The organism is Mangrovimonas sp. YM274 (assembly GCF_030908385.1).
In the GTDB taxonomy this organism is placed as follows: Bacteria; Bacteroidota; Bacteroidia; order Flavobacteriales; family Flavobacteriaceae; genus Mangrovimonas_A.
The window spans coordinates 3169368-3189986 of the sequence record NZ_CP133091.1; the positions used below are offsets into that span (position 1 = coordinate 3169368).

General features: G+C 31.4%; 28 protein-coding genes. 27 read left to right on the forward strand and 1 reads right to left on the reverse strand.

The features are described from left to right. The first annotated feature begins 45 nt into the window (after nt 1–45). The 4 genes from RBH95_RS13865 to RBH95_RS13880 all read left to right on the forward strand — a co-directional run bounded on the left by RBH95_RS13865 (nt 46) and on the right by RBH95_RS13880 (nt 2703). Entirely contained in the window at nt 46–510 is a 465-nt protein-coding gene (locus RBH95_RS13865; protein WP_307900167.1) for a hypothetical protein, read from the forward strand. Nucleotides 511–680: 170 nt separating this feature from the next. Beyond that, nucleotides 681–1172 carry a hypothetical protein gene (locus RBH95_RS13870; protein ID WP_307900127.1) on the forward strand — a complete coding sequence of 164 codons (492 nt, stop codon included), beginning with the start codon at nt 681–683 and terminating at the stop codon, nt 1170–1172. 151 nt (nt 1173–1323) lie between these two features. After that, complete coding sequence (locus tag RBH95_RS13875; RefSeq protein WP_307900168.1) at nt 1324–2154, forward strand: DUF1963 domain-containing protein; 831 nt, start codon at nt 1324–1326, stop codon at nt 2152–2154. 171 nt (nt 2155–2325) lie between these two features. Then, complete coding sequence (locus tag RBH95_RS13880) at nt 2326–2703, forward strand: hypothetical protein (RefSeq protein WP_307900169.1); 378 nt, start codon at nt 2326–2328, stop codon at nt 2701–2703. A gap of 269 nt (nt 2704–2972) precedes the next feature. On the opposite strand, the gene RBH95_RS13885 is transcribed toward RBH95_RS13880, so the two are convergent. Beyond that, nucleotides 2973–3782, reverse strand: a complete 810-nt coding sequence (locus RBH95_RS13885) for a hypothetical protein (protein WP_307900170.1) — start codon at nt 3780–3782, stop codon at nt 2973–2975. 283 nt (nt 3783–4065) lie between these two features. Between RBH95_RS13885 and RBH95_RS13890 the strand changes: the two genes are divergently transcribed. The 23 genes from RBH95_RS13890 to RBH95_RS14000 all read left to right on the forward strand — a co-directional run bounded on the left by RBH95_RS13890 (nt 4066) and on the right by RBH95_RS14000 (nt 20545). Next, on the forward strand, nt 4066–4554 hold the full coding sequence (locus RBH95_RS13890) for a hypothetical protein (RefSeq protein WP_307900171.1): 489 nt from the start codon (nt 4066–4068) through the stop codon (nt 4552–4554). A 141-nt stretch (nt 4555–4695) separates the two neighbouring features. Then, a complete protein-coding gene (locus tag RBH95_RS13895) occupies nt 4696–5118 on the forward strand; it encodes a toxin-antitoxin system YwqK family antitoxin (protein WP_307900172.1) in 423 nt (140 codons plus the stop codon). Between the two features lie 26 nt (nt 5119–5144). Continuing rightward, complete coding sequence (locus tag RBH95_RS13900) at nt 5145–5657, forward strand: hypothetical protein (protein WP_307900173.1); 513 nt, start codon at nt 5145–5147, stop codon at nt 5655–5657. A gap of 191 nt (nt 5658–5848) precedes the next feature. Continuing rightward, nucleotides 5849–6220 (forward strand): transposase, encoded by a 372-nt coding sequence (locus RBH95_RS13905; protein WP_307900158.1) that lies wholly within the window; start codon nt 5849–5851, stop codon nt 6218–6220. Beyond that, nucleotides 6220–7071, forward strand: coding sequence for an IS3 family transposase (locus tag RBH95_RS13910; protein WP_307902260.1), 852 nt, complete (start codon nt 6220–6222; stop codon nt 7069–7071). Before RBH95_RS13905 ends, RBH95_RS13910 begins: the two co-directional genes overlap by 1 nt. 69 nt (nt 7072–7140) lie before the next feature. Then, nucleotides 7141–7971, forward strand: coding sequence for a DUF1963 domain-containing protein (locus tag RBH95_RS13915; protein ID WP_307900174.1), 831 nt, complete (start codon nt 7141–7143; stop codon nt 7969–7971). A gap of 158 nt (nt 7972–8129) precedes the next feature. After that, on the forward strand, nt 8130–8606 hold the full coding sequence (locus RBH95_RS13920; RefSeq protein ID WP_307900175.1) for a hypothetical protein: 477 nt from the start codon (nt 8130–8132) through the stop codon (nt 8604–8606). A gap of 357 nt (nt 8607–8963) precedes the next feature. Beyond that, entirely contained in the window at nt 8964–9374 is a 411-nt protein-coding gene (locus tag RBH95_RS13925; RefSeq protein WP_307900176.1) for a hypothetical protein, read from the forward strand. Between the two features lie 170 nt (nt 9375–9544). Then, on the forward strand, nt 9545–10156 hold the full coding sequence (locus RBH95_RS13930) for a hypothetical protein (protein ID WP_307900177.1): 612 nt from the start codon (nt 9545–9547) through the stop codon (nt 10154–10156). A gap of 155 nt (nt 10157–10311) precedes the next feature. Then, the gene (locus tag RBH95_RS13935; protein ID WP_307900178.1) at nt 10312–10896 is read left to right on the forward strand and encodes a hypothetical protein; all 585 of its coding nucleotides are present in this window, start codon (nt 10312–10314) and stop codon (nt 10894–10896) included. Between the two features lie 163 nt (nt 10897–11059). After that, the gene (locus RBH95_RS13940; protein ID WP_307900179.1) at nt 11060–11635 is read left to right on the forward strand and encodes a hypothetical protein; all 576 of its coding nucleotides are present in this window, start codon (nt 11060–11062) and stop codon (nt 11633–11635) included. 137 nt (nt 11636–11772) lie between these two features. Further along, on the forward strand, nt 11773–12495 hold the full coding sequence (locus tag RBH95_RS13945) for a DUF6348 family protein (RefSeq protein ID WP_307900180.1): 723 nt from the start codon (nt 11773–11775) through the stop codon (nt 12493–12495). 188 nt (nt 12496–12683) lie between these two features. Beyond that, entirely contained in the window at nt 12684–13613 is a 930-nt protein-coding gene (locus tag RBH95_RS13950) for a hypothetical protein (protein WP_307900181.1), read from the forward strand. Between the two features lie 218 nt (nt 13614–13831). Further along, nucleotides 13832–14203 (forward strand): hypothetical protein, encoded by a 372-nt coding sequence (locus tag RBH95_RS13955; RefSeq protein WP_307900182.1) that lies wholly within the window; start codon nt 13832–13834, stop codon nt 14201–14203. A gap of 600 nt (nt 14204–14803) precedes the next feature. After that, nucleotides 14804–15376 (forward strand): hypothetical protein, encoded by a 573-nt coding sequence (locus tag RBH95_RS13960; RefSeq protein WP_307900183.1) that lies wholly within the window; start codon nt 14804–14806, stop codon nt 15374–15376. A gap of 135 nt (nt 15377–15511) precedes the next feature. Further along, on the forward strand, nt 15512–16129 hold the full coding sequence (locus RBH95_RS13965; RefSeq protein ID WP_307900184.1) for a hypothetical protein: 618 nt from the start codon (nt 15512–15514) through the stop codon (nt 16127–16129). A gap of 138 nt (nt 16130–16267) precedes the next feature. Beyond that, nucleotides 16268–16756, forward strand: coding sequence for a hypothetical protein (locus RBH95_RS13970; protein ID WP_307900185.1), 489 nt, complete (start codon nt 16268–16270; stop codon nt 16754–16756). A gap of 138 nt (nt 16757–16894) precedes the next feature. Continuing rightward, the gene (locus RBH95_RS13975) at nt 16895–17410 is read left to right on the forward strand and encodes a hypothetical protein (protein ID WP_307900186.1); all 516 of its coding nucleotides are present in this window, start codon (nt 16895–16897) and stop codon (nt 17408–17410) included. Nucleotides 17411–17422: 12 nt separating this feature from the next. Further along, a complete protein-coding gene (locus RBH95_RS13980; RefSeq protein WP_307900187.1) occupies nt 17423–17770 on the forward strand; it encodes a hypothetical protein in 348 nt (115 codons plus the stop codon). Between the two features lie 143 nt (nt 17771–17913). Continuing rightward, nucleotides 17914–18621 carry a hypothetical protein gene (locus RBH95_RS13985; protein ID WP_307900188.1) on the forward strand — a complete coding sequence of 236 codons (708 nt, stop codon included), beginning with the start codon at nt 17914–17916 and terminating at the stop codon, nt 18619–18621. 185 nt (nt 18622–18806) lie between these two features. After that, complete coding sequence (locus tag RBH95_RS13990) at nt 18807–19232, forward strand: hypothetical protein (protein ID WP_307900189.1); 426 nt, start codon at nt 18807–18809, stop codon at nt 19230–19232. Nucleotides 19233–19480: 248 nt separating this feature from the next. Further along, on the forward strand, nt 19481–19936 hold the full coding sequence (locus RBH95_RS13995; protein WP_307900190.1) for a hypothetical protein: 456 nt from the start codon (nt 19481–19483) through the stop codon (nt 19934–19936). Between the two features lie 144 nt (nt 19937–20080). Further along, the gene (locus tag RBH95_RS14000) at nt 20081–20545 is read left to right on the forward strand and encodes a hypothetical protein (protein ID WP_307900191.1); all 465 of its coding nucleotides are present in this window, start codon (nt 20081–20083) and stop codon (nt 20543–20545) included. Nucleotides 20546–20619: the final 74 nt, after the last annotated feature.

The following is a 20619-nucleotide window of genomic DNA, read 5'->3' on the forward strand; positions in this document are numbered from 1 at the left end:
TTTCACGCAACGAAACTATACACAAACCGTTAGCACCAATGTAAAATGACAAACGCAGATTCATATTTTGAGATTAAAGGAATAAACGAAAATGACTTTATACGAATTGATGTTAACGGACTGAAATTTCCATTTGCCGAACTAGATTGGGACAAAAATGTGCTGAATTTAGTCGTTAAATTAAATGTCGGTGCTTTTTCTTCAAATTTATCAACTGATATAATGACGACGGATTTTGAAGTTTTTAAACGAGAGCTTAAATATTTGTATGATAATTTAAAAGCGACAGCAACTCTAGAGGGAATTGAGGCAGATTTGTCAATACACATTTATGGAGACGGAATTGGACATTTAAATGCAAAATGTTACTTGACGGATTTCTATCCAGATGGAAACGAATTGAAATGCGAAATCGGATTTGACCAAACTCAAATTCCTGAACTGATTAAACAACTGGAAAAAATAACAACAGAATTTCCAACGACTGGAAAATTAAAAATACCAAATTAAAAAAAACACTGGTGCTAACACAGTGTATAATTCATTGCTTCCGATTTTCCTCACGGAAAATCCTCGCAACTTTACTATCTTAGTTTCTTAACCCGAAAATCCTGCGGATTTTCACGCAACGAAACTATACACAAACCGTTGTGCCCAATTAAATATTACGACTGATCTCAATGACAATCTTTCCGACTCAAAAATATCTCATTGAACTGCACGATGATTATTCGACATCACTAAATGAATTACAAAAGAAAACTTTACCGAAGGAACAATTTGTTTCAAATTGGGATAAACAAACATTTATTGGAGAAATTAATGAATCAGATTTTGAGCTAAAACTTTCGAAAAAACTATATGGTTCCTTTTGTGTTTTTAGGGGAAAACTAAAAAAAGAAAATGGAATTTTAGAAATCAAAATTAATAAAACAATAAAGATAGTTTTATTGGCTTTATTTCTTTTTCCAATTATTGGGCTGACAACTTCTTTAATAAAAAATGGATTAAAAGACTCATTGGACCTCATAATTCCAACACTATTGTTCATCCTCATTCTTCGTTTTGTATTTATTGAGTTGAGTTTTCGAATTATAGCTAAAAAAGGACTAAAAAAATTGACAGAAATAATCGGAATTGAAAAGATAAAAACTGGGCACAACACCATGTAACACGCATTGCTTCGGATTTTCCTTCGGAAAATACTCGCAAACGTGCAATGTCAGTTTCCTTTTCCTATCTTTAAACCATACTACGCCGCAACGACGGCGTTACACAAACCGTTGTGTACCATATGAGATAACAATACCGCAAATAAAAAACATGTGGAATATATTTAAAAAGCTATTTAGCGGAGAAGAAACTAAAGAAGAGAAATCTCATTTTGATAAGTATCGTGATGATTTAAAGGCTGAAGGTTTATCAACATATGAAAATTTAATTGGACAAGTAAAACCACTGTTAAAGAAAGCCACAAAACTGATCGTTGAGAAACCATCTAGACCACCTGAAAATTCACAATTAAAATCTCATTTTGGTGGGCAACCTTACTTCGAGGAAAATGAAGAATGGCCTAAGACTAAATCAGGTAAAAACTTTGATTTTATTTTCCAAATCTTTAATAACACTAACAATGGATTACCAGATGATATTCAGTTATTTCAATTTTATTATGACTTTGATGAGTTTCCATGGGATTCTGATTCTGAAGGATGGTTAGTAAAAACCTATGACAAAATTAATGAAGATGAAATAAAAATGATTTCTCGCCCAACAGAACTCGAAAAATCCAAATATTGTGAATTGACTTTTGAACCAATTGTGTCTCTCCCAGATTGGCAAGGCCTTTATTCTATTTGCCCCAATGCAAGTAAGCTATCTGGCATATTAAATGAGGATTCACCCTGGGAAAACTATGAGAAAGTTTGCAAAAACTTAATTGGAGAGCAAGACTATCAAAGTCAAATTGGAGGTTACCCCAAATGGATACAAGGAGAAAGTACACCAAGGAACCCTAACAATAGCTTAATGGATTTGTTGATTCAAATTGATTCTGAAGAAAATTCTGGGATAATGTGGGGTGACCAAGGAATGATTTATTTCTTTTATAATATTGAAACAAGAAGAATTGAATTCATGCTTCAATGTTATTAAAATGAAACAAATACGGCACACAACACCGTGTATAATTCATTGCTTCCGATTTTCCTCACGGAAAATCCTCGCAACTTTATTATCTTAGTTTCTTAACCCGAAAATCCTGCGGATTTTCACGCAACGAAACTATACACAAACCGTTGTAGCTAATTAACAAACAAAATCTGTGTGACCGATTTAAACTTAAAAGGACAGATAATTATAGGACTTTTTAGAAGTTATTTAAATGATGATTGGAACTTACTTGAAACCAATAAATCGACCTTTGAAATTAGACTTGGTGGACTCAATTCAACAACAGAAAAAAGGTCAAAAGATTTATCCATTGATTTACCTGTGATTGGTAAAAAAATAAAAACTGTAAAAACTGACGACCACTCTATTTATTTTGAATTAGAAAACGGAGAATGCCTAATCCATTCAGACACGTTTATTGATGCCGATGGCAACATTGATTTTGAATTTAGATTAGTTGATAAAACCGACTTTGACATTGAAAGACAAGAATGGTACGACTCTAACAATGACTTAAAAGAAATAAAATAAAAACTAGCTACAACACCGTGTATAATTCATTGCTTCCGATTTTCCTCACGGAAAATCCTCGCAAGTTTGCTATCTTAGTTTCTTAAACACGAAAATCCTGCGGATTTTCACGCAACGAAACTATACACAAACCGTTAACGGTAAATTTAGAGACGCTTTGTACTTAAGTATTGAATAGCCTAGGAGGATGAACTGCATAGAAATAAATGAACGTAGTTCGAAATTACGAATTGAAATTGTACACTTTCGCCTGAATAATTGAATGAAATTTAATCTTTAGTATTCGAATAAGTAAGTATTGTAAAGATCAAAACTGTTCCAGTTAAGATGAATTGGGTATAATGCCATACTGGATTGATATCCTTACATTCTAATTCCTTTTCCTGTTTGATTTCTTTTTCTTCCACTTTTTGATTTTGTATAACCTTTTGAAAGTGATCATCAGGAAGGGTTAAAGGCCATTCCACAGTTACATGTATTCCATGAGATGCAATTTTTTCAATTTGGAATTTTTTCTGAGTGGCTGCTAAATCAGATTCCATATTTCTAATTCCACGAAGTAATCTCGTAGAATCAACACTTTCATAACTCTCAAGTAAAAATTTATCTCTTTTTATTATTGAGTCTAAACTTTGTATACGTGCTTCGGTTGTTCTAATAAATGATTGAGAAATGTTTTCATTGTGTTTTGTAAAATCCAGATTTAGTTTTTCTTCCATGCACCCCAAGAATGAATTTATTTGACTTTTGCTTATATATATGCCAATGATCTTTTTGGTAGCTTGTATCTCTCGCAAATAATCCTTAAAATTCATCTGTTCAGATTCATCATTTGATAAACATTGATTTATCTGACTCGCTACTTTTCTTTGCATGGAACGATAGGTTGAGTCATGTTTTTCTCGCTTTAATTTTTGCTTTTGAAATTTTGCATGATACGATGTTGTTAAGTTGTTGATTGTATCAATGGAAGTATAATTTTCGCGTAAATCCTTTGATAAAAAACTACGAAAATGAATAAAGTCTGATGAATGACCGGCTGCTGCAATAACCAGTATAAAAAGTATCACTTTTAACATACGAACCCTACCTTAAGCTCTTTCCTGATGATTTAAGTTGCATTGAAAGTTATCAATTGAAGTCAAATTAGTATAGCATTCTGTAAAAAAATGAAATTTTGCTCATTAAACTTACTTAGAGTTCAATTGAGTAGTAAGGATCATAGTTGCCAGATTTTTAGATATCGAGTGAAAACTATGAAAGTTTACTGTACCAAATCTACCGTTAACACCACCTAAAATTAAGCTCGCAGCCAAGGCTGCGGCCTAATTTTAGCCGACAACGTTGTGTACCATGCCAAAAATGAAAGAGAAATTTAAACCAAAGCTGATTTTATTAGAATGTTTTGCTCTATTTTTTGTTATAAATGGAATTAATCGATTCTATGTGGCCTATCACGGAGAAAAATTTGATGCTCTTATAGTTAATGACTCAAAGAAATTTGAATCATTAACCGACATGAGTGTAGGCGAACTTTACGCTTACTACATTTACTGGACTCTAGCTACCCTATTAATAGGCACTTTAACTATTGGACTAATAAATTGGAAAAACAAAATTGGTAAAACTAACTCTATACCTGTTATCATTATGACTTTTGGCCTTTCAGCAACTGGCATTTATACAACAAGTATAATAAATAGATATCTGAATTATTTTTGTGAAATATTTGGTAAAGGATACGGAAAGTCCTTTTTAATTGGCGGTTTCATTATATTATTAATTGGTATTTATATCCTGTGGAAAACCCTTGATAAATACAAAAAACACGGTACACAACACAGTGTATAATTCATTGCTTCCGATTTTCCTCTCGGAAAATCCTCGCAACTTTGCTATCTTAGTTTCTTAACACGAAAATCCTGCGGATTTTCACGCAACGAAACTATACACAAACCGTTGCCAACAATTGAAACCAACACAAATAACAACATGAAAAAACTGATTTTAGGATTAATAATCACATTTACGATTAACATTTCATTCGGACAAACTGAAAAATTTGATTATTGCAATTGCCAAGACCAAATCGACCAAATTACGCCTGTTTTAAATGGAAATTTTGAACGAAAGTGTAATGGTATACTGATTGAAAAAGGAAAATTTGTAAACGGATTAAAAAATGGAGAGTGGAAAACTTATAACAGAAAAGGAACACTGATTCGTAAACTAAATTATGAAAATGGAATTCTTAGTGGAAAAGTTGAGTTATTTTATGTTAATGGAAAACAAAAATTAGCTGGACAGTTTGAAAAAGGAAATAAAGAAGGAAAAGGAGCTATTACACCAAGAAAGGAAAGGTTCTTTCCGAAGGTACCTTTAATAATAATAAACCTATTGATATATGGACAATAAATGATAAAAAAGGTAAAAAGCCTGTTGTGCAATATGATTTTAATACTAAAAAATACCTAGTTGACAATCCTGCCCCATTTCATGAAGATGGTGATATCATTCAAAATGAAAACACAGAAGAATGGTACATTTTAAAATCACCTGATTTAAAATACTCATCAAAATCAGAACCATTAGGTGGATATGAATTTGCGAATTTTATGTTCATTGAACTTGTTGAAGTTCCAGAGAACTTTTGGGACACTTACCTATATCAAAATTACAAAGTGTCTTATAAAATCACTCCTGAAAGTGAATTAACATTTGACAGTCAATTATGCCAAGGTGGCTCTCCTAATGACAATTTAGAATTAACTTTTTTAATTATAACAAATCCAACACCAAAAATTAAAAAGATTAACCACTCTAATCTACAAATTAAACTTCTAGATTATAAAATCAAAGAAGCTTTGAGTTTAATGCCTCCTTGGGTTTACAATGGGCAATCTGATGTAAATCTATATATTCATTATGTAATTAATGAAAATATGCACAAGTAAAAGAAACAACTGTTGGCAACACCGTGTATAATTCATTGCTTCCGATTTTCCTCACGGAAAATCCTCGCAACTTTACTATCTTAGTTTCTTAACCCGAAAATCCTGCGGATTTTCACGCAACGAAACTATACACAAACCGTTGTGTACCATATTGACCCGTCCGGAAATAAGGCTACATAATTTTAATAATTATGTACAAAAATGACAAAGTAATTAGACGCTACAGCGAATCGTTTAAATTGAAAATTTTAGACGAACTTACCACCGGAAAACTCAACAAGAACCAATTAGGAAAACTTTACGGAATAAACCCTACAACCATTAACGAATGGATCAGGAAATATGAGCGTAAAGACCTAATGAACACACGTGTTAAAGTGGAAACAAAAGACGAAATAACTAGAATCAAAGAGCTACAAAAGGAAATTGAACAGCTAAAAAAACTACTGCTCAAAAAGGATCTTGATGCAATGGTATTGGACTCTTATCTAGAAGTGGCTGCTGAGAAACTGGGCTACAAAAACGTGATAGAACTCAAAAAAAAACTAAATACCAAGCCTTAATCAGAGCTAAAACAAAGAGTGAAGGATTTGCTTCGTTAACTACTGTTTGTGCCTGTTTCGGACTCAAAAGGGATGCGTATTATAAATACCATACCAGAGAAACAGAACGTCTGAAACTAGAAAAACGGATCATAGAAATTGTAAAAAAACGTCGCAAATCCTTACCTAGAGAAGGTGTTCGAAAAATGATTAAATCATTGGATGTAGAGTTTACCAAAGCCAATATCAAAGTGGGAAGAGATACGCTTTTAAATGTACTTAGAGCCAATAATATGCTCACCTTAAGGAAAAAATACAGTGCAAAAACCACCAATTCCTTGCACAGGTTCCGTAAGTACAAGAACATTGCTAAAGATGTAATTGTAACAAGATCTAACCAGGTTTGGGTAAGTGATATCACCTACATTAGAACCTTGAAAGGATTTTGTTATCTAGCTTTGATTACTGATGCCTATTCAAGGAAGATAGTCGGTTATGATCTTAGTGATAGCTTGGAACTAAGCGGTTGTGTTAGGGCATTAAATAAGGCGTTATATCAAGCTAAGGACATTGATGGACTCATACATCACTCTGATAGAGGGATACAATATTGCAGCAATGTATACACTCAGATACTTAAGAGAAAAAACATCGGTATAAGTATGACAGAAGAAAACCATTGCTACGAAAACGCTATGGCTGAGCGTGTAAACGGCATCCTAAAAGATGAGTTCTATCTCGATCAAACCTTTATGGATACAGCCCACGCAAAGAGAGCTACAAAAAATGCCATTAAATTATATAACGAAGTAAGATTACACTTATCTTTAGATTTTAAAACACCTAATATGGTATACAAATTAACCGCTTAAAACTATGTTTAACCTGTAGCCATATTTCAGGACGAGACATATGAGATAACAATACCGCAAATAAAAAACATGTGGAATATATTTAAAAAGCTATTTAGCGGAGAAGAAACTAAAGAAGAGAAATCTCATTTTGATAAGTATCGTGATGATTTAAAGGCTGAAGGTTTATCAACATATGAAGATTTAATTGGACAAGTAAAACCACTGTTAAAGAAAGCCACAAAACTGATCGTTGAGAAACCATCTAGACCACCTGAAAATTCACAATTAAAATCTCATTTTGGTGGGCAACCTTACTTCGAGGAAAATGAAGAATGGCCTAAGACTAAATCAGGTAAAAACTTTGATTTTATTTTCCAAATCTTTAATAACACTGATAATGGATTACCAGATGATATTCAGTTATTTCAATTTTATTATGACTTTGATGAGTTTCCATGGGATTCTGACTCTGAAGGATGGTTAGTAAAAACCTATGACAAAATTAATGAAGATGAAATAAAAATGATTTCTCGCCCAACAGAACTCGAAAAATCCAAATATTGTGAATTGACTTTTGAACCAATTGTGTCTCTCCCAGATTGGCAAGGCCTTTATTCTATTTGCCCCAATGCAAATAAGCTATCTGGCATATTAAATGAGGATTCACCCTGGGAAAACTATGAGAAAGTTTGCAAAAACTTAATTGGAGAGCAAGACTATCAAAGTCAAATTGGAGGTTACCCCAAATGGATACAAGGAGAAAGTACACCAAGGAACCCTAACAATAGCTTAATGGATTTGTTGATTCAAATTGATTCTGAAGAAAATTCTGGGATAATGTGGGGTGACCAAGGAATGATTTATTTCTTTTATAATATTGAAACAAGAAGAATTGAATTCATGCTTCAATGTTATTAAAATGAAACAAATACGGCACACAACACAGTGTATAATTCATTGCTTCCGATTTTCCTCGCGGAAAATCCTCGCAACTTTATTATCTTAGTTTCTTAACTCCGAAAATCCTGCGGATTTTCACGCAACGAAACTATACACAAACCGTTAGCAGCAATTTAATGAAAACGAAAAGCGACTATACAATTTCAATTTTTATTACTTGTCTTGGTACTATTGTAATTCTTCCACTTTTGGTTTCTGGACAAGGCTTGGATAGTCCTATTGGAGTTTTTGGGTGTATCTTGCTTTCATTAATGACATTGGTAGGAATTTGGAAAATTGAATCTTACGAAATTCGAAATAAAAAAATAATTAAAAGAAATTTCTTAGGCCTAATGAAAACGGAATATTCACTAAATGAAATTGTTTCTTTAAATACAAAATTTATTAAAAGTGACATGCCTCAAAACCCTCTGAATATTCTTAAACTATTTATAAACGCTGAAAGATACTTGAATTTTCATATCGCAAATTGTGAATTCAAAGGAAATTCTAAAATGAAAATAGATAGTAGAAGTATTTCGACTATAGAATATAATATAATCATAAGAAAGATTAAATCGAGTATAAAACTTAACAAAACAAACAGCTGCTAACAATATATAACCGCAATTACGGCGGATTCGACTACGTCCGAATCCACTCGGAATTGCTAACGCCAGTTCCAAACCGAAAAACAGTAACTTAAAACCCGTAACTGACGGTTATATGAACCGTTACCACACATTTGAGAAAAACATTAAATTTCATATTAAAAGTAATTGGACTTATAATTCTATTAGTATTTCTATACTTTATTGAATCATTAATTTTCTGGATGATTTTTGGAGAAGGTGCACAGGCAAGCACGGCTGCTGACAAATGGTCGACAAGATTTGTTATGTATATTTCACCACTAATTATTGTTATTGTGCTTGCTTACCGAATGTTTAAAAAGAAATAAACGGAATAAATTGAAAAAGGGAATTTTAAAAACATTGCTGTTTTACGGAATAGGATTTGGTATTGCAGGAATCTCTTATGCTATTATTGGAAACCCATATATTCACGCACCTGGAGTTCATCATCTGATTTTATTTTTGACTTCAATAATCGGATTAATTTGGACTTTAATAAGCATCGGAGTCTACTTTTTCAAAGCAAAAACGGACTCATTGAAAGGAATTATAATTACCAATAGCTTAATAATTATCAGCTGTTTTTTATATGTTTCAATTCCAATTTATTTAAACTCAAACCAAAAGACATTTATTGAATCTAACTTTGTTCGGACTGAAGTTAAAGGAGATACAACAGAATTATATCATAACGACAATCTGATTTATATAAAAGTTAAGGATTCTGTGATTTTAGATTTGAGATAAAAATAAAAGAAATAAAAACGTGTGGTAACACCGTGTATAATTCATTGCTTCCGATTTTCCTAACGGAAAATCCTCGCAACTTTATTATCTTAGTTTCTTAACACGAAAATCCTGCGGATTTTCACGCAACGAAACTATACACAAACCGTTGGCAAACATTAGTACCGATTATGCGTAAATACGAAAAAGTTAAATACACGAAACCGACAGAATTGTTGGTTTTGCTTTTTCCGACTGCCTTTGTTTTTTATTTTACTATCAAAATATTAAACGAATTCTTAAATGGTTCAACACTCAAATTAGTAATCGGACTTTTAGTTTCTATTATCTATTTTGTTGCAATTAAAAAGCTAATCATAAAATCAACTGACTTCAAATTAACTTCCAACAGATTGGAATGGAACAATGAAAAAATAGAATTTGAAAATGTTGAGAGTTATAAAATACATTGGTCAAAAGGTGCTGGACTTAAACTAACCCTAACTAACGGTACAACAAAAAGATTAAGTTCAAACAGTAATTTTTGTAATTCGGACAAGTTTGTTGAATTAATGAGAGATTTAGATAAAGCTTTGGTAAGCCATAACAAGGGAAAAATAAAACGACAAGATTCCATAATGGAAACTAAATTCGGACTTTATTTAGCTATTGTGTTAACTACTATTATAGTTGTCGTTACAGCCTACTCTTTGATTGAAAACAGAAAAATAAATCTATCTAATATAAGCTTGATTACAGTATGTTTAGTTACTATTTGGAGTGGTGTAGTAATAAAAAAATAACGTTTGCCAACACCGTGTATAATTCATTGCTTCTGATTTTCCTCACGGAAAATCCTCGCAACTTTATTATCTTAGTTTCTTAACACGAAAATCCTGCGGATTTTCACGCAACGAAACTATACACAAACCGTTACCAAACAGTTGAAAACCAAACAATGAAACAACTTCTAATTTTAGTTTTAATATTTTCGATTCTATCAAGTTGCGACCAAAAAAAGTCGGACAAAATCCAATCTAAACTTGAACAGAAAACTGAATTAGAAACGGTAAAAGCAAAAAAGCAAATCGATACAATTAATAATTATTGGGCTTTAATTCTCGACACTATTTCAAGCAAAAAAGAATTTAAAATTTTGGACTTAAAACATACTCTTGAAATAAAAACTTATAGTTTAAACGATAGTTCAATTGTTAGGAATTTATCTCAAAAAGGAGAACAAGTCTATTTAGACCATTCTCATAAAATGGTAACTGATTTAAAACTTTTGACCGACTCAATTGTTGACAAAAAACAAATCGACAAAACTAACTTTGAAAAAAAACTGATTCCTGAATTTTACGCCGAATGCAATCTTTTCTCAACAGAAATTGACAGTATTGTGGGAAACAATATTTATCTGACTTCGGACTTAGCTGTTCCTGATACTGACAATCAATGGAGAGTTTGGTATTCGATTAAAATAAATAATAACCGACTTCGTAAATTGGAAATAAAAGAAACTGATTATGTCGGATTATAAAAACCGTTTGGTAACAACGTATAACCGCAATTACGGCGGATTCGACTACGTCCGAATCCACTCGGAATTGCTAACGTAAGTGCTAGACCGAAAATTAAAGTATATTTAAACCGATAACTGACGGTTATACAAACCGTTGGCGTGCATTTGAAAACTGATAAATTTGAGATACGATAAAATTGACATACCAAAATCAAAACAAAAGGGAAGGGTAATAAGAAATACTGGGCTGATTGAGCCCATTTTTGATTATTTCACGTATACCATTTCAACTGGAATATTTCCTTTTATTTCTGGTATTTTCTTCTTCGACCAACTAGAAAAAGGAGAATCTTTGTTCGGGGCTTCAATTCTATTTGGCCTTTCTATAATTCTTTCTGGACTATTACTCTACTCAATAATTAATATCGACAGACTAAAACGTATAAACGGTATTTTAAAAAACAATAACCAACAAGCAATAAAAAACTTAACAGAAAAACTTGGTTGGACTTTACAAATTCACAATCAAAAAGTATCAATTTTATCACCTCCTGGAAATTGGTTCTCAATAAATTGGACAAAACAAATAGTAGTTATTTACGACCGACAAGACATTTTGATTAACTCAACAAGTTATGGCGGACTTAACGAAATGAAATCTCACATGGATTGGTTCGGAAATAGAAAACTAGAAAAGGTTTTAAAAAACTATTTTGAGTATGAAATAAAAAAAACGACACGCCAACACAGTGTATAATTCATTGCTTCCGATTTTCCTCACGGAAAATCCTCGCAACTTTATTATCTTAGTTTCTTAACTCGAAAATCCTGCGGATTTTCACGCAACGAAACTATACACAAACCGTTATGCACAATAAACTCACTCAACTCTGAATGAAATACTTAATGGGAATTTTATCATTTTTAAATTTAGCTTGTTCTAACAAACCGACTGAGAACGACTTATTAATTAAGGAACTTGACACATCAATAATTGAAATGTTCAACGCTCATAATATTGAAACTTCATTAGATAAAAATGGAATTATAAGCATAAACACAAAGGAGAAGATTACTATAGAAAACAATTTAATATTTCAAGATTATCCAGATAGTTATTCGTCTAGATTAGATATGAAAATACAATTAGACGATGACAGAGTAATTTATGAATCTTTCGGAGATATTGGAAAATCAAAATTAATAGCATCCCAACAAAATCTTTTAAATTTTACCAAAAATGATTTTCACGTAATTCTTAATGCTTTCAATAATTCGACGGATGAGCAGATAACAACAGAAGAATGGACTATTGGAAATTCAAAATATAAAGTGTTTATCGGGAACTACGGAATTAAATCTTCAGTTGAATTTAATATTCCTGACAAAACATTTGAAAAAATAGAAGAATTAGTTAAAAATCAAGACTTAAAAAAGAATACTCACTGGGTAAGATTCTTTTATTGTAATTTAAATGGAGAGCCATTTGAGACTGAATTTTTAATAGACAATGAATTGTATGCTAATGGAATTACTGAAATGGAAAAATTAGATTGGGAAAAATCAGACAAATATTATAGTTTAAGAAACTTTATGATATTAAGAAAAATTAATTAAAGTGCATAACACCGTGTATAATTCATTGCTTCCGATTTTCCTCACGGAAAATCCTCGCAATTTTGCTACCTTAGTTTCTTAACCCGAAAATCCTACGGATTTTCACGCAACGAAACTATACACAAACCGTTAGCAATAAGTGGCAGAAAAAAAATGAAATTAACTCAAACTAAAAGATAAAATAGAAAATGAAAAATATAATCCTTTGTATACTTCTATTTTATTCTTTAAATCTTTTTAGTCAAAAGTTTGCTGTTGTGGACATCGACACTTATGATTTGATAGAATCAGTCACCTTTAACCTTTATGAGGGCAATAAGATGGTTTACACAAATTTAACGGAAAATAATAAAGCGACGATCGTTCCCAGCGACATTAAATACGACAAGGCAGAGTTTATTAAAACAGACTATAAACTGCACTCAATAGAAACAACAAATTTAAACGGGGCCGTTTTTTTAACAAAGGAATACATACAGCTGGATGACGTTGTAGTTTATTCAAAAAAAAGCAACAATTTAATTTTAGGAGAATCAAATAGAATTGTTAATTCAGCTAGTAGATACTTATTACCAGAAATAAGTTTTGGAGTAATATTTAAAAACTATGATACAAATTTAAATATAGAAAATACTGTTTTTTATGTAGACAAAATAAAACATAAGACAGCCTACAAAATTCACTATTTTGAAGTAGAAGAAAGTTTTCCATTAGATAATCTACAAACACTCAAATTTAATAATGAGATTTATTCCTCCGACACTCTCTACTTAAACCCAATGCAAAAAAATAGAATTGAAGTTGAGCATAAAGAAAAAATTTTATTCAAAAAAAACACTACCCTATTTGTTAGCATTGAAGTCTTATACTACTTAAATGAAAATAACATTCAATTTCAACCTGACAACAAACTTAGATCTAAATTAAAACTTCAATTATCAAATAAAAATAACTACTATGCCAAGACTGTTGATTTTTATACATCAGAAAAATCCGTTGATTTTCGAAATATAAACCTGATGATAAAATATGATTTTGCTATAGACCTATTTAAAACCCCGCATAAAACCATTCTCTTAACTCCTGCTATATTGCTAAATACTACCGAAATAAAATAATAAATTAAAACCTATTGCTAACACCGTGTATAATTCATTGCTTCCGATTTTCCTCGCGGAAAATCCTCGCAATTTTGCTAACTTAGTTTCTTAAACCTGAAAATCCTGCGGATTTTAACGCAACGAAACTATACACAAACCGTTGTGGTGCATTAAAAATGAAGATTATAAAATTACTTATCTACATATTTGTAATCTTGACATTCTCAAGTTGCTCAATGACTGACCAAGAAAAATTGGATAAAATACTCAGTTCGGAAGAGTTAACAATCCAACGAAACATATATGGTGGAATAGCAGGATATTATGAACAAAAATTTAACCTGATAGAAGGCGATTATGAGAAATTAATCATAATTGAGAAGGGAACTGATTACCAAACATTTGTTAGAATGGAGAAAAAAATGGATTTGCTAAAATCATTTATAGCAAATGCATACAAAACAAATAATCCAGATAAAAAAATGTCAAATTCTTGTATAACTGGAATCGATTCAGAATATATTATTAAAAGTGGATTTACGACACTGAAATTAAGACCTGATCAAGATAGCGACTCAATATTTGAGTTAATAATTTATGCCAAATAATATTTTAACAAAAACGACTACACAACATCGTATATAATACATTTCGGAACGAAATCAAATTGATAAATAAATATGAATAAATTGAGTAAATGGATTCTAATAAATTGTTTGATTTCATTTTTAATGTTTTGCTATATTTTTTACAGTCATATGGGTGGATCAGGTGGAGATATGGCTATTTATGCTTTCAATATTATATTTGGAATTCTTCAAATAATATTAGTATTAATACTAATTCGGAAAAAAGAAAATGCATTTTATAGGGTTATCTTTTTCATTATACTACTTCAAATAATTGAAATTACTATTATGACGATTTGGGGATATAGAATAAGGGCATTTCTTATATCGTTTTGACAATATGACTTAAAAAACATCTGACCTTACTCAAACGAAAAAAAGGATTTGATGAGTGCCCAAATGATGTGTAAAAAAAAAAAAAAAAACGCACCACAACACCGTGTATAATTCATTGCTTCTGATTTTCCTCGCGGAAAATCCTCGCAACTTTGCTACCTTAGTTTCTTAAACCTGAAAATCCTGCGGATTTTCACGCAACGAAACTATACACAAACCGTTGGCAACAATATTAAAAAAACATTGAGCTTAAAAGAATTTATCACTTCAGAATATAAAGACAGATTAAAGAATAAACACTTTGCTGCTCGGACTTGGAATTTCGTTTTCTTTCCAATTACTGTTGGAATGAATTACAGAATACATAAAAAATGGATTGAAGTGCTAAACCAACTTGAACTGACTGAAAATGACTTGGGACAAAAAACTCGGATAAGTTTAAGCTTTGAAAAAATGGGATTCTTTGAAAAAGCTAACCTAATTGGGGAAACAAGTATAACCGAAAAAATTAATAGCGGATTTGTAGTTGTAAAAAATGAGATGTTAGTAATTTTTCCATTTCATTCACCAGAACCAGGAAACATACACCAGTTTTTCACTCAAATGGAAAAACCAATTATAATTTGTCCTAAAGAAAAAGTTCATCCTTTTAGAACAATTTTAAAGCTTCCGACTTTTGACAAAATCGAAAAATTGGAATCTAACGAAAAAACAACTCGGATTTTGCTGAAAGACCGAACTTATGACAAATCGATTGAATTAAAAATTAATAAAAAAATACAGTTGCCAACACCGTGTATAGCTCATTGCGGCTGAATTCCTATTCGGAATTCATTGCAATTTGCTACCTTTCGGTTACGGCGGGAAATCATAGCTGATTTCCCGCAACGAGCCATACACAAACCGTTACCTGCAAGCTGAAAAAGTATGAAAAAATTCGAACGAGACAACTTGAAGAATAAACAGAACTACTTTAAGGCTTTAATCATAGTAGAAATATTAGTCATTATCTCTTTATTCTATTTCAACGTAAATCTATTTCTATCAATTTTATTGACATCAATTTTACTCATTGACATATACTCAAATAAAAGATGCTTAAATAGACAAAAGAACTTTATAAAAAGTGTAGAATTTAAGGACGGTAAAATAATTTGTACTCACCTAAAAAACAACCAAACTATAATCCCCTTTGAAAAATTAAAATTCTCCATCAGAGAAAAGAAATTTGAAAAAGATAAAACCGAAATTGAAATTAAGTTAAAGAAATCATTGAAAAGCAAATTAATTGGAAGACTCCATATTAATAATTGGTCGAATGTATTTGATCTAAAAAATGAATTTCTTAAAAACTCAATAACACAAATAAAATATAGACCTGAGGGATTTTGGTCTAAATATGGTTTACTGACAGCTGATATTGTAATTACTGGAACTGCTTTGGCCGGTTCAACACTTTCCGAAATAAGCGGAGAGTTAAGCACCTCAAATAATCTTGACAGTCTTTTCATGCCCCTTTCTCAAATAAAAGAAGATATAAATACTAAAAATAAAAAAGCCAGCAGGTAACACCGTGTATAATTCATTGCTTCTGATTTTCCTCGCGGAAAATCCTCGCAACTTTATTACCTTAGTTTCTTAAACCCGAAAATCCTGCGGATTTTCACGCAACGAAACTATACACAAACCGTTGGCATTAATTAAAAAATGAACAAAACTCAGGTCAAATACCAAGACTGGAAATTCTTTTCGGACAAGGAAACAACCAAACGGACTTATAAAGAGTTTCAACTCTCTGGAGCTGAAAGTTGTGGCTGTGACTATTGTAAAAACTTCATTAAACAACGGGAAACAATATTCCCCGACGAAATAAAAACTTTGTTTAAAGAATTAGGAATTGACTACAATAAAGAAATTGAAGTAAGTCAATTAGCTCAACTTGATAATGGACTTCACTATTATAACGGTTGGTTTCAATTTAAGGGAGATTTTAAGGGGAAAGATTGTACAGTTCCATTACCAAATGGCGGACATACTTTTGACCTGACAAAAATTACGGATAAATTCAATATTGGATTTCGACACGATAACTTGCTGTCTCCTTTTAAAGACGATAATGGATTGGTCCAAATCGAGTTTGACTGCCAAATACCGTGGGTTTTGGAAAAGGAGCCAAAAGAAAAAGAAAAAAACTAATGCCAACACCATGTATAATTCATTGCTTCCGATTTTCCTCGCGGAAAATCCTCGCAACTTTACTATCTTAGTTTCTTAACCCGAAAATCCTAGCGGATTTTCACGCAACGAAACTATACACAAACCGTTACCCAACATTTGAAAACAAAAAATTTTAATTATATATCAATCATCGCCATTGGACTTGTAATAGCCCTAATTGGTTTTTTAGCATCACAATTTATCGATAATCCTGAGGCTGAATTCTGGACTCAAATCGGACTTAGGATTAGTGAATTTGTAGGTTTCTTAATGCTACTGTTCAATGGGACATTTATAAAAACAAGACTCTTCAAAATAGCCAAAGTTTTCATTGCTATAATTCTAATTGCAGCATTACTCAAAATATTACATTGGAATCACAACGGATTGATTATGTCATTGGGCTATATTGGAATTGTGGCAACTTACTCTTTTAGCTTTTTTAGAAAACCAATAAAAAAATATCTTGATTTTTTAAAACTATTTTGGGTATTTGCAGCTTATACCAATAGTCTTCTGACTTATTTGCACATTATTAGTAATGAATACCAAATAATATCAAGTGTCATCATGTGGTTAGCAATTATCGACTATATGAAAACAGAAAGAGAAAAAAGAAGATTATTTGACTAAAAAACTAACTGAATGAAAGAAAGACTTGTTTTGATTTCAGCAATAATTTTGACTTTGATTGTTGAACTGACTCTAATAATCTTAGTTTACAATAAAGTTGGAGCAGAAAGGCTCCTACCTCAAATAACTAGATTAATCGTTAAATTAATCTTAGTCTTTTGGGTTTTAACAGGTAAATCTAACACAGGTTTGTTTTTGTTAGCTGCTTACCACATTGTCTCTGGACTATTTGGAATTAACTCAAAAAGTTCTACTGAATTACTTGGGCAAATACTAATTGGTTTTCATTTCATAATTGGGGCAATAATATACTTTCACGATTGGATTGAAGATAAAATCGGAATAAAAAACGTTGGGTAACACAGTGTATAATTCATTGCTTCCGATTTTCCTCACGGAAAATCCTCGCAATTTTGCTAACTTAGTTTCTTAACACGAAAATCCTGCGGATTTTCACGCAACGAAACTATACACAAACCGTTGTGCAACATAAAGCAATACACTTGAAAAGAATTTTATTAATTATAATATTGACTTTTACAACTTTGAATATTTCTTCGCAAGAAAACAAAATTGTAGAAGGAAGATTCAATCCAGTTACTAGCTTTATTGACTATAGTGAATTTCTTGAAGACGTAGATGAGGCACCTGAAATTATAAAAATAAATTTAGAGCTTTACCTAAAAGTTATCTTAGGTGATTGGTTTGATAAAGTTACTTTTTATGAAGGACTGATAGTTGATTTAGATGGCTATTTTAAAGAAAATCCATTAGCATACAAAAGAGGTTGGCTAGCAACTAAATACCAGTTTGTTTATTTGTTATCAGATGAGAACATAGGGATTTCCAAATATTATATAAAAATTGATATGGATCAATATGGTCAAATCATCAATTGTAATTGGCCTTCCAAAGATTTTAACTATACGTATTCTTTTGATGAAAAAACAACCACTCCTTTTCAGAATGACTTTCAGAGTAATGAATTAATGTTTGAAAACGCTTTGAAATGGGCTGAGGATAATTTTATTACGACAGATAAATACTCTGTTGAATTGACTTTTAACAAAGAAGAGAACACCATGTGTTTTACTTTTAAATTTCTAATAGAAAAAAAGAGAAATAGAAAAACATTTAGAATTGCTGAATTTAATTGGCTAAATGGATTAAAAGTTGCTGATTATACCATTATGGAAACAACAGTTTATTAAAAAATTACGTTGCACAACACAGTGTATAATTCATTGCTTCCGATTTTCCTCACGGAAAATCCTCGCAACTTTATTATCTTAGTTTCTTAACACGAAAATCCTGCGGATTTTCACGCAACGAAACTATACACAAACCGTTGTGCGTCATTTAGAAGTTCGTGTAAAAATCAAAATTTTGAGCTTTAATGAGAAAATGGATTTTAATAATAGTTGGAATTATCCTGATTGGAATAATAGGAATTGGAATTAAAATCAACTCTGATTTCAACGACCTCGAAGAAGCTTTTAATTCAGAACACTCGCTAAATGAACCGAATTTGAATATACTTTCTGAATCTATTTCACCTGACAAAAAATATAAATATTACGAATATCAATTTGACAAAGGCGGACTTGGATATTCAAGAGTATTTTGGTCTGTAATTGAAAATAAAAAAAATAAAAACGACCTTAAAAGTGGCTTAATTCCAATTGGCTACAAAGTTATTAAGTGGAATAATGACAGTGAACTGATTTTACAAAAATGGGAGCCATACTACGAATCCAAAACAGTTTATGAATTGACAAACAAAACGGAATTTAACGGAATTAAAATTAAGATAACTGAATAAAAAAACGAACGCACAACACAGTGTATAATTCATTGCTTCCGATTTTCCTCACGGAAAATCCTCGCAACTTTGCTATCTTAGTTTCTTAAACCTGAAAATCCTGCGGATTTTCACGCAACGAAACTATACACAAACCGTTAGGCATAATTCCCAACATCACGAAAACGAGATTAATTTCTTCGGATAATGTGCAAATTTTGAGGGATTTTATAAATTAAAAAATTTGACGTTAGTCAGAATTTAAAAAAATGAGGAAATTAATAATATTTTTGATTTCGACTTCAATTTTAAGTTGTAACAATCAAACTACCGAAATAAAAAACCAGAACACACTTTTAAAGAAGGAAAACGATAGTCTTAAGGCATTGTTATCCAAATTAGAAGACAAATATGTTTTTGATGATATCAAGGTTAGGGTAATTCCGAATGAAGAAAATACGAATAGAATCGGCTCTGATTTTAATGGAGAGTTTGTAATCATTGCGTATAACAATGAAACTGAAGTAAACTTTTCAACCGAGAAAGAAAATGCATTAAATGGTTTTAAAGATTCAGAAAGTTTAAAAAAAGATTTTGGGGGCTTTCCATTTAAACTGCCCCTTGAAAAACCCGAAAATGACATCTATTTCACGTTCAAGACAAACGGAATTTATGGAAAAAATCATGATGGAATGATAATATCTGACAGGAAAAACGCGAAATAAAACTATGCCTAACACCGTGTATAATTCATTGCTTCTGATTTTCCTCACGGAAAATCCTCGCAACTTTGCTATCTTAGTTTCTTAACCCGAAAATCCTGCGGATTTTCACGCAACGAAACTATACACAAACCGTTGTAAGCTATTTTGGAGAAAATTAAAAAAATAGAATTAATTTTTGGTAAACCAGAAAATGGATGGCTTCCTACAATATTCAGACATGTCGATTTTGAATTAAGTTTTGACGCTTCTGATGTTCCAAAAAACCCAACAGACTTACTTTGCGAATCATTGATTAGCACACTAAAGGGAATCAACTCTGAAATGTATTGGTTTTTGGAACCTGAATATTACTTGTTTGAAATAATTCCAATAGAAAACAAATTCGACCTCCTAATTTCAAGGAGCAATATTGCAAATGAAAAACTAAAACAGATTTATAAAATATCTGGCGGTTTTGATACTATTATTCTACCCTTATATAGAAGCTTAAAAAAGTTTAGCTCATTAGAATTTGGATGCCAAGATTGGAAGAAAATAGACGAAACAGAATTAAATAAATTAACTGAATTGATAACGGAAAGAAAAAACAGCTTACAACACAGTGTATAATTCATTGCTTCTGATTTTCCTCTCGGAAAATCCTCGCAAGTTTGCTATCTTAGTTTCTTAACACGAAAATCCTG

Coding starts and splice junctions, on each gene's coding strand:
- RBH95_RS13865 (WP_307900167.1), top strand. CDS start 46: ATGACAAACGCAGATTCATATTTTGAGATTAAAGGAATAAACGAAAAT.
- RBH95_RS13870 (WP_307900127.1), top strand. CDS start 681: ATGACAATCTTTCCGACTCAAAAATATCTCATTGAACTGCACGATGAT.
- RBH95_RS13875 (WP_307900168.1), top strand. CDS start 1,324: ATGTGGAATATATTTAAAAAGCTATTTAGCGGAGAAGAAACTAAAGAA.
- RBH95_RS13885 (WP_307900170.1), bottom strand. CDS start 3,782: ATGTTAAAAGTGATACTTTTTATACTGGTTATTGCAGCAGCCGGTCAT.
- RBH95_RS13890 (WP_307900171.1), top strand. CDS start 4,066: ATGAAAGAGAAATTTAAACCAAAGCTGATTTTATTAGAATGTTTTGCT.
- RBH95_RS13895 (WP_307900172.1), top strand. CDS start 4,696: ATGAAAAAACTGATTTTAGGATTAATAATCACATTTACGATTAACATT.
- RBH95_RS13905 (WP_307900158.1), top strand. CDS start 5,849: ATGTACAAAAATGACAAAGTAATTAGACGCTACAGCGAATCGTTTAAA.
- RBH95_RS13915 (WP_307900174.1), top strand. CDS start 7,141: ATGTGGAATATATTTAAAAAGCTATTTAGCGGAGAAGAAACTAAAGAA.
- RBH95_RS13920 (WP_307900175.1), top strand. CDS start 8,130: ATGAAAACGAAAAGCGACTATACAATTTCAATTTTTATTACTTGTCTT.
- RBH95_RS13930 (WP_307900177.1), top strand. CDS start 9,545: ATGCGTAAATACGAAAAAGTTAAATACACGAAACCGACAGAATTGTTG.
- RBH95_RS13935 (WP_307900178.1), top strand. CDS start 10,312: ATGAAACAACTTCTAATTTTAGTTTTAATATTTTCGATTCTATCAAGT.
- RBH95_RS13945 (WP_307900180.1), top strand. CDS start 11,773: ATGAAATACTTAATGGGAATTTTATCATTTTTAAATTTAGCTTGTTCT.
- RBH95_RS13950 (WP_307900181.1), top strand. CDS start 12,684: ATGAAAAATATAATCCTTTGTATACTTCTATTTTATTCTTTAAATCTT.
- RBH95_RS13955 (WP_307900182.1), top strand. CDS start 13,832: ATGACTGACCAAGAAAAATTGGATAAAATACTCAGTTCGGAAGAGTTA.
- RBH95_RS13970 (WP_307900185.1), top strand. CDS start 16,268: ATGAACAAAACTCAGGTCAAATACCAAGACTGGAAATTCTTTTCGGAC.
- RBH95_RS13980 (WP_307900187.1), top strand. CDS start 17,423: ATGAAAGAAAGACTTGTTTTGATTTCAGCAATAATTTTGACTTTGATT.
- RBH95_RS13990 (WP_307900189.1), top strand. CDS start 18,807: ATGAGAAAATGGATTTTAATAATAGTTGGAATTATCCTGATTGGAATA.
- RBH95_RS13995 (WP_307900190.1), top strand. CDS start 19,481: ATGAGGAAATTAATAATATTTTTGATTTCGACTTCAATTTTAAGTTGT.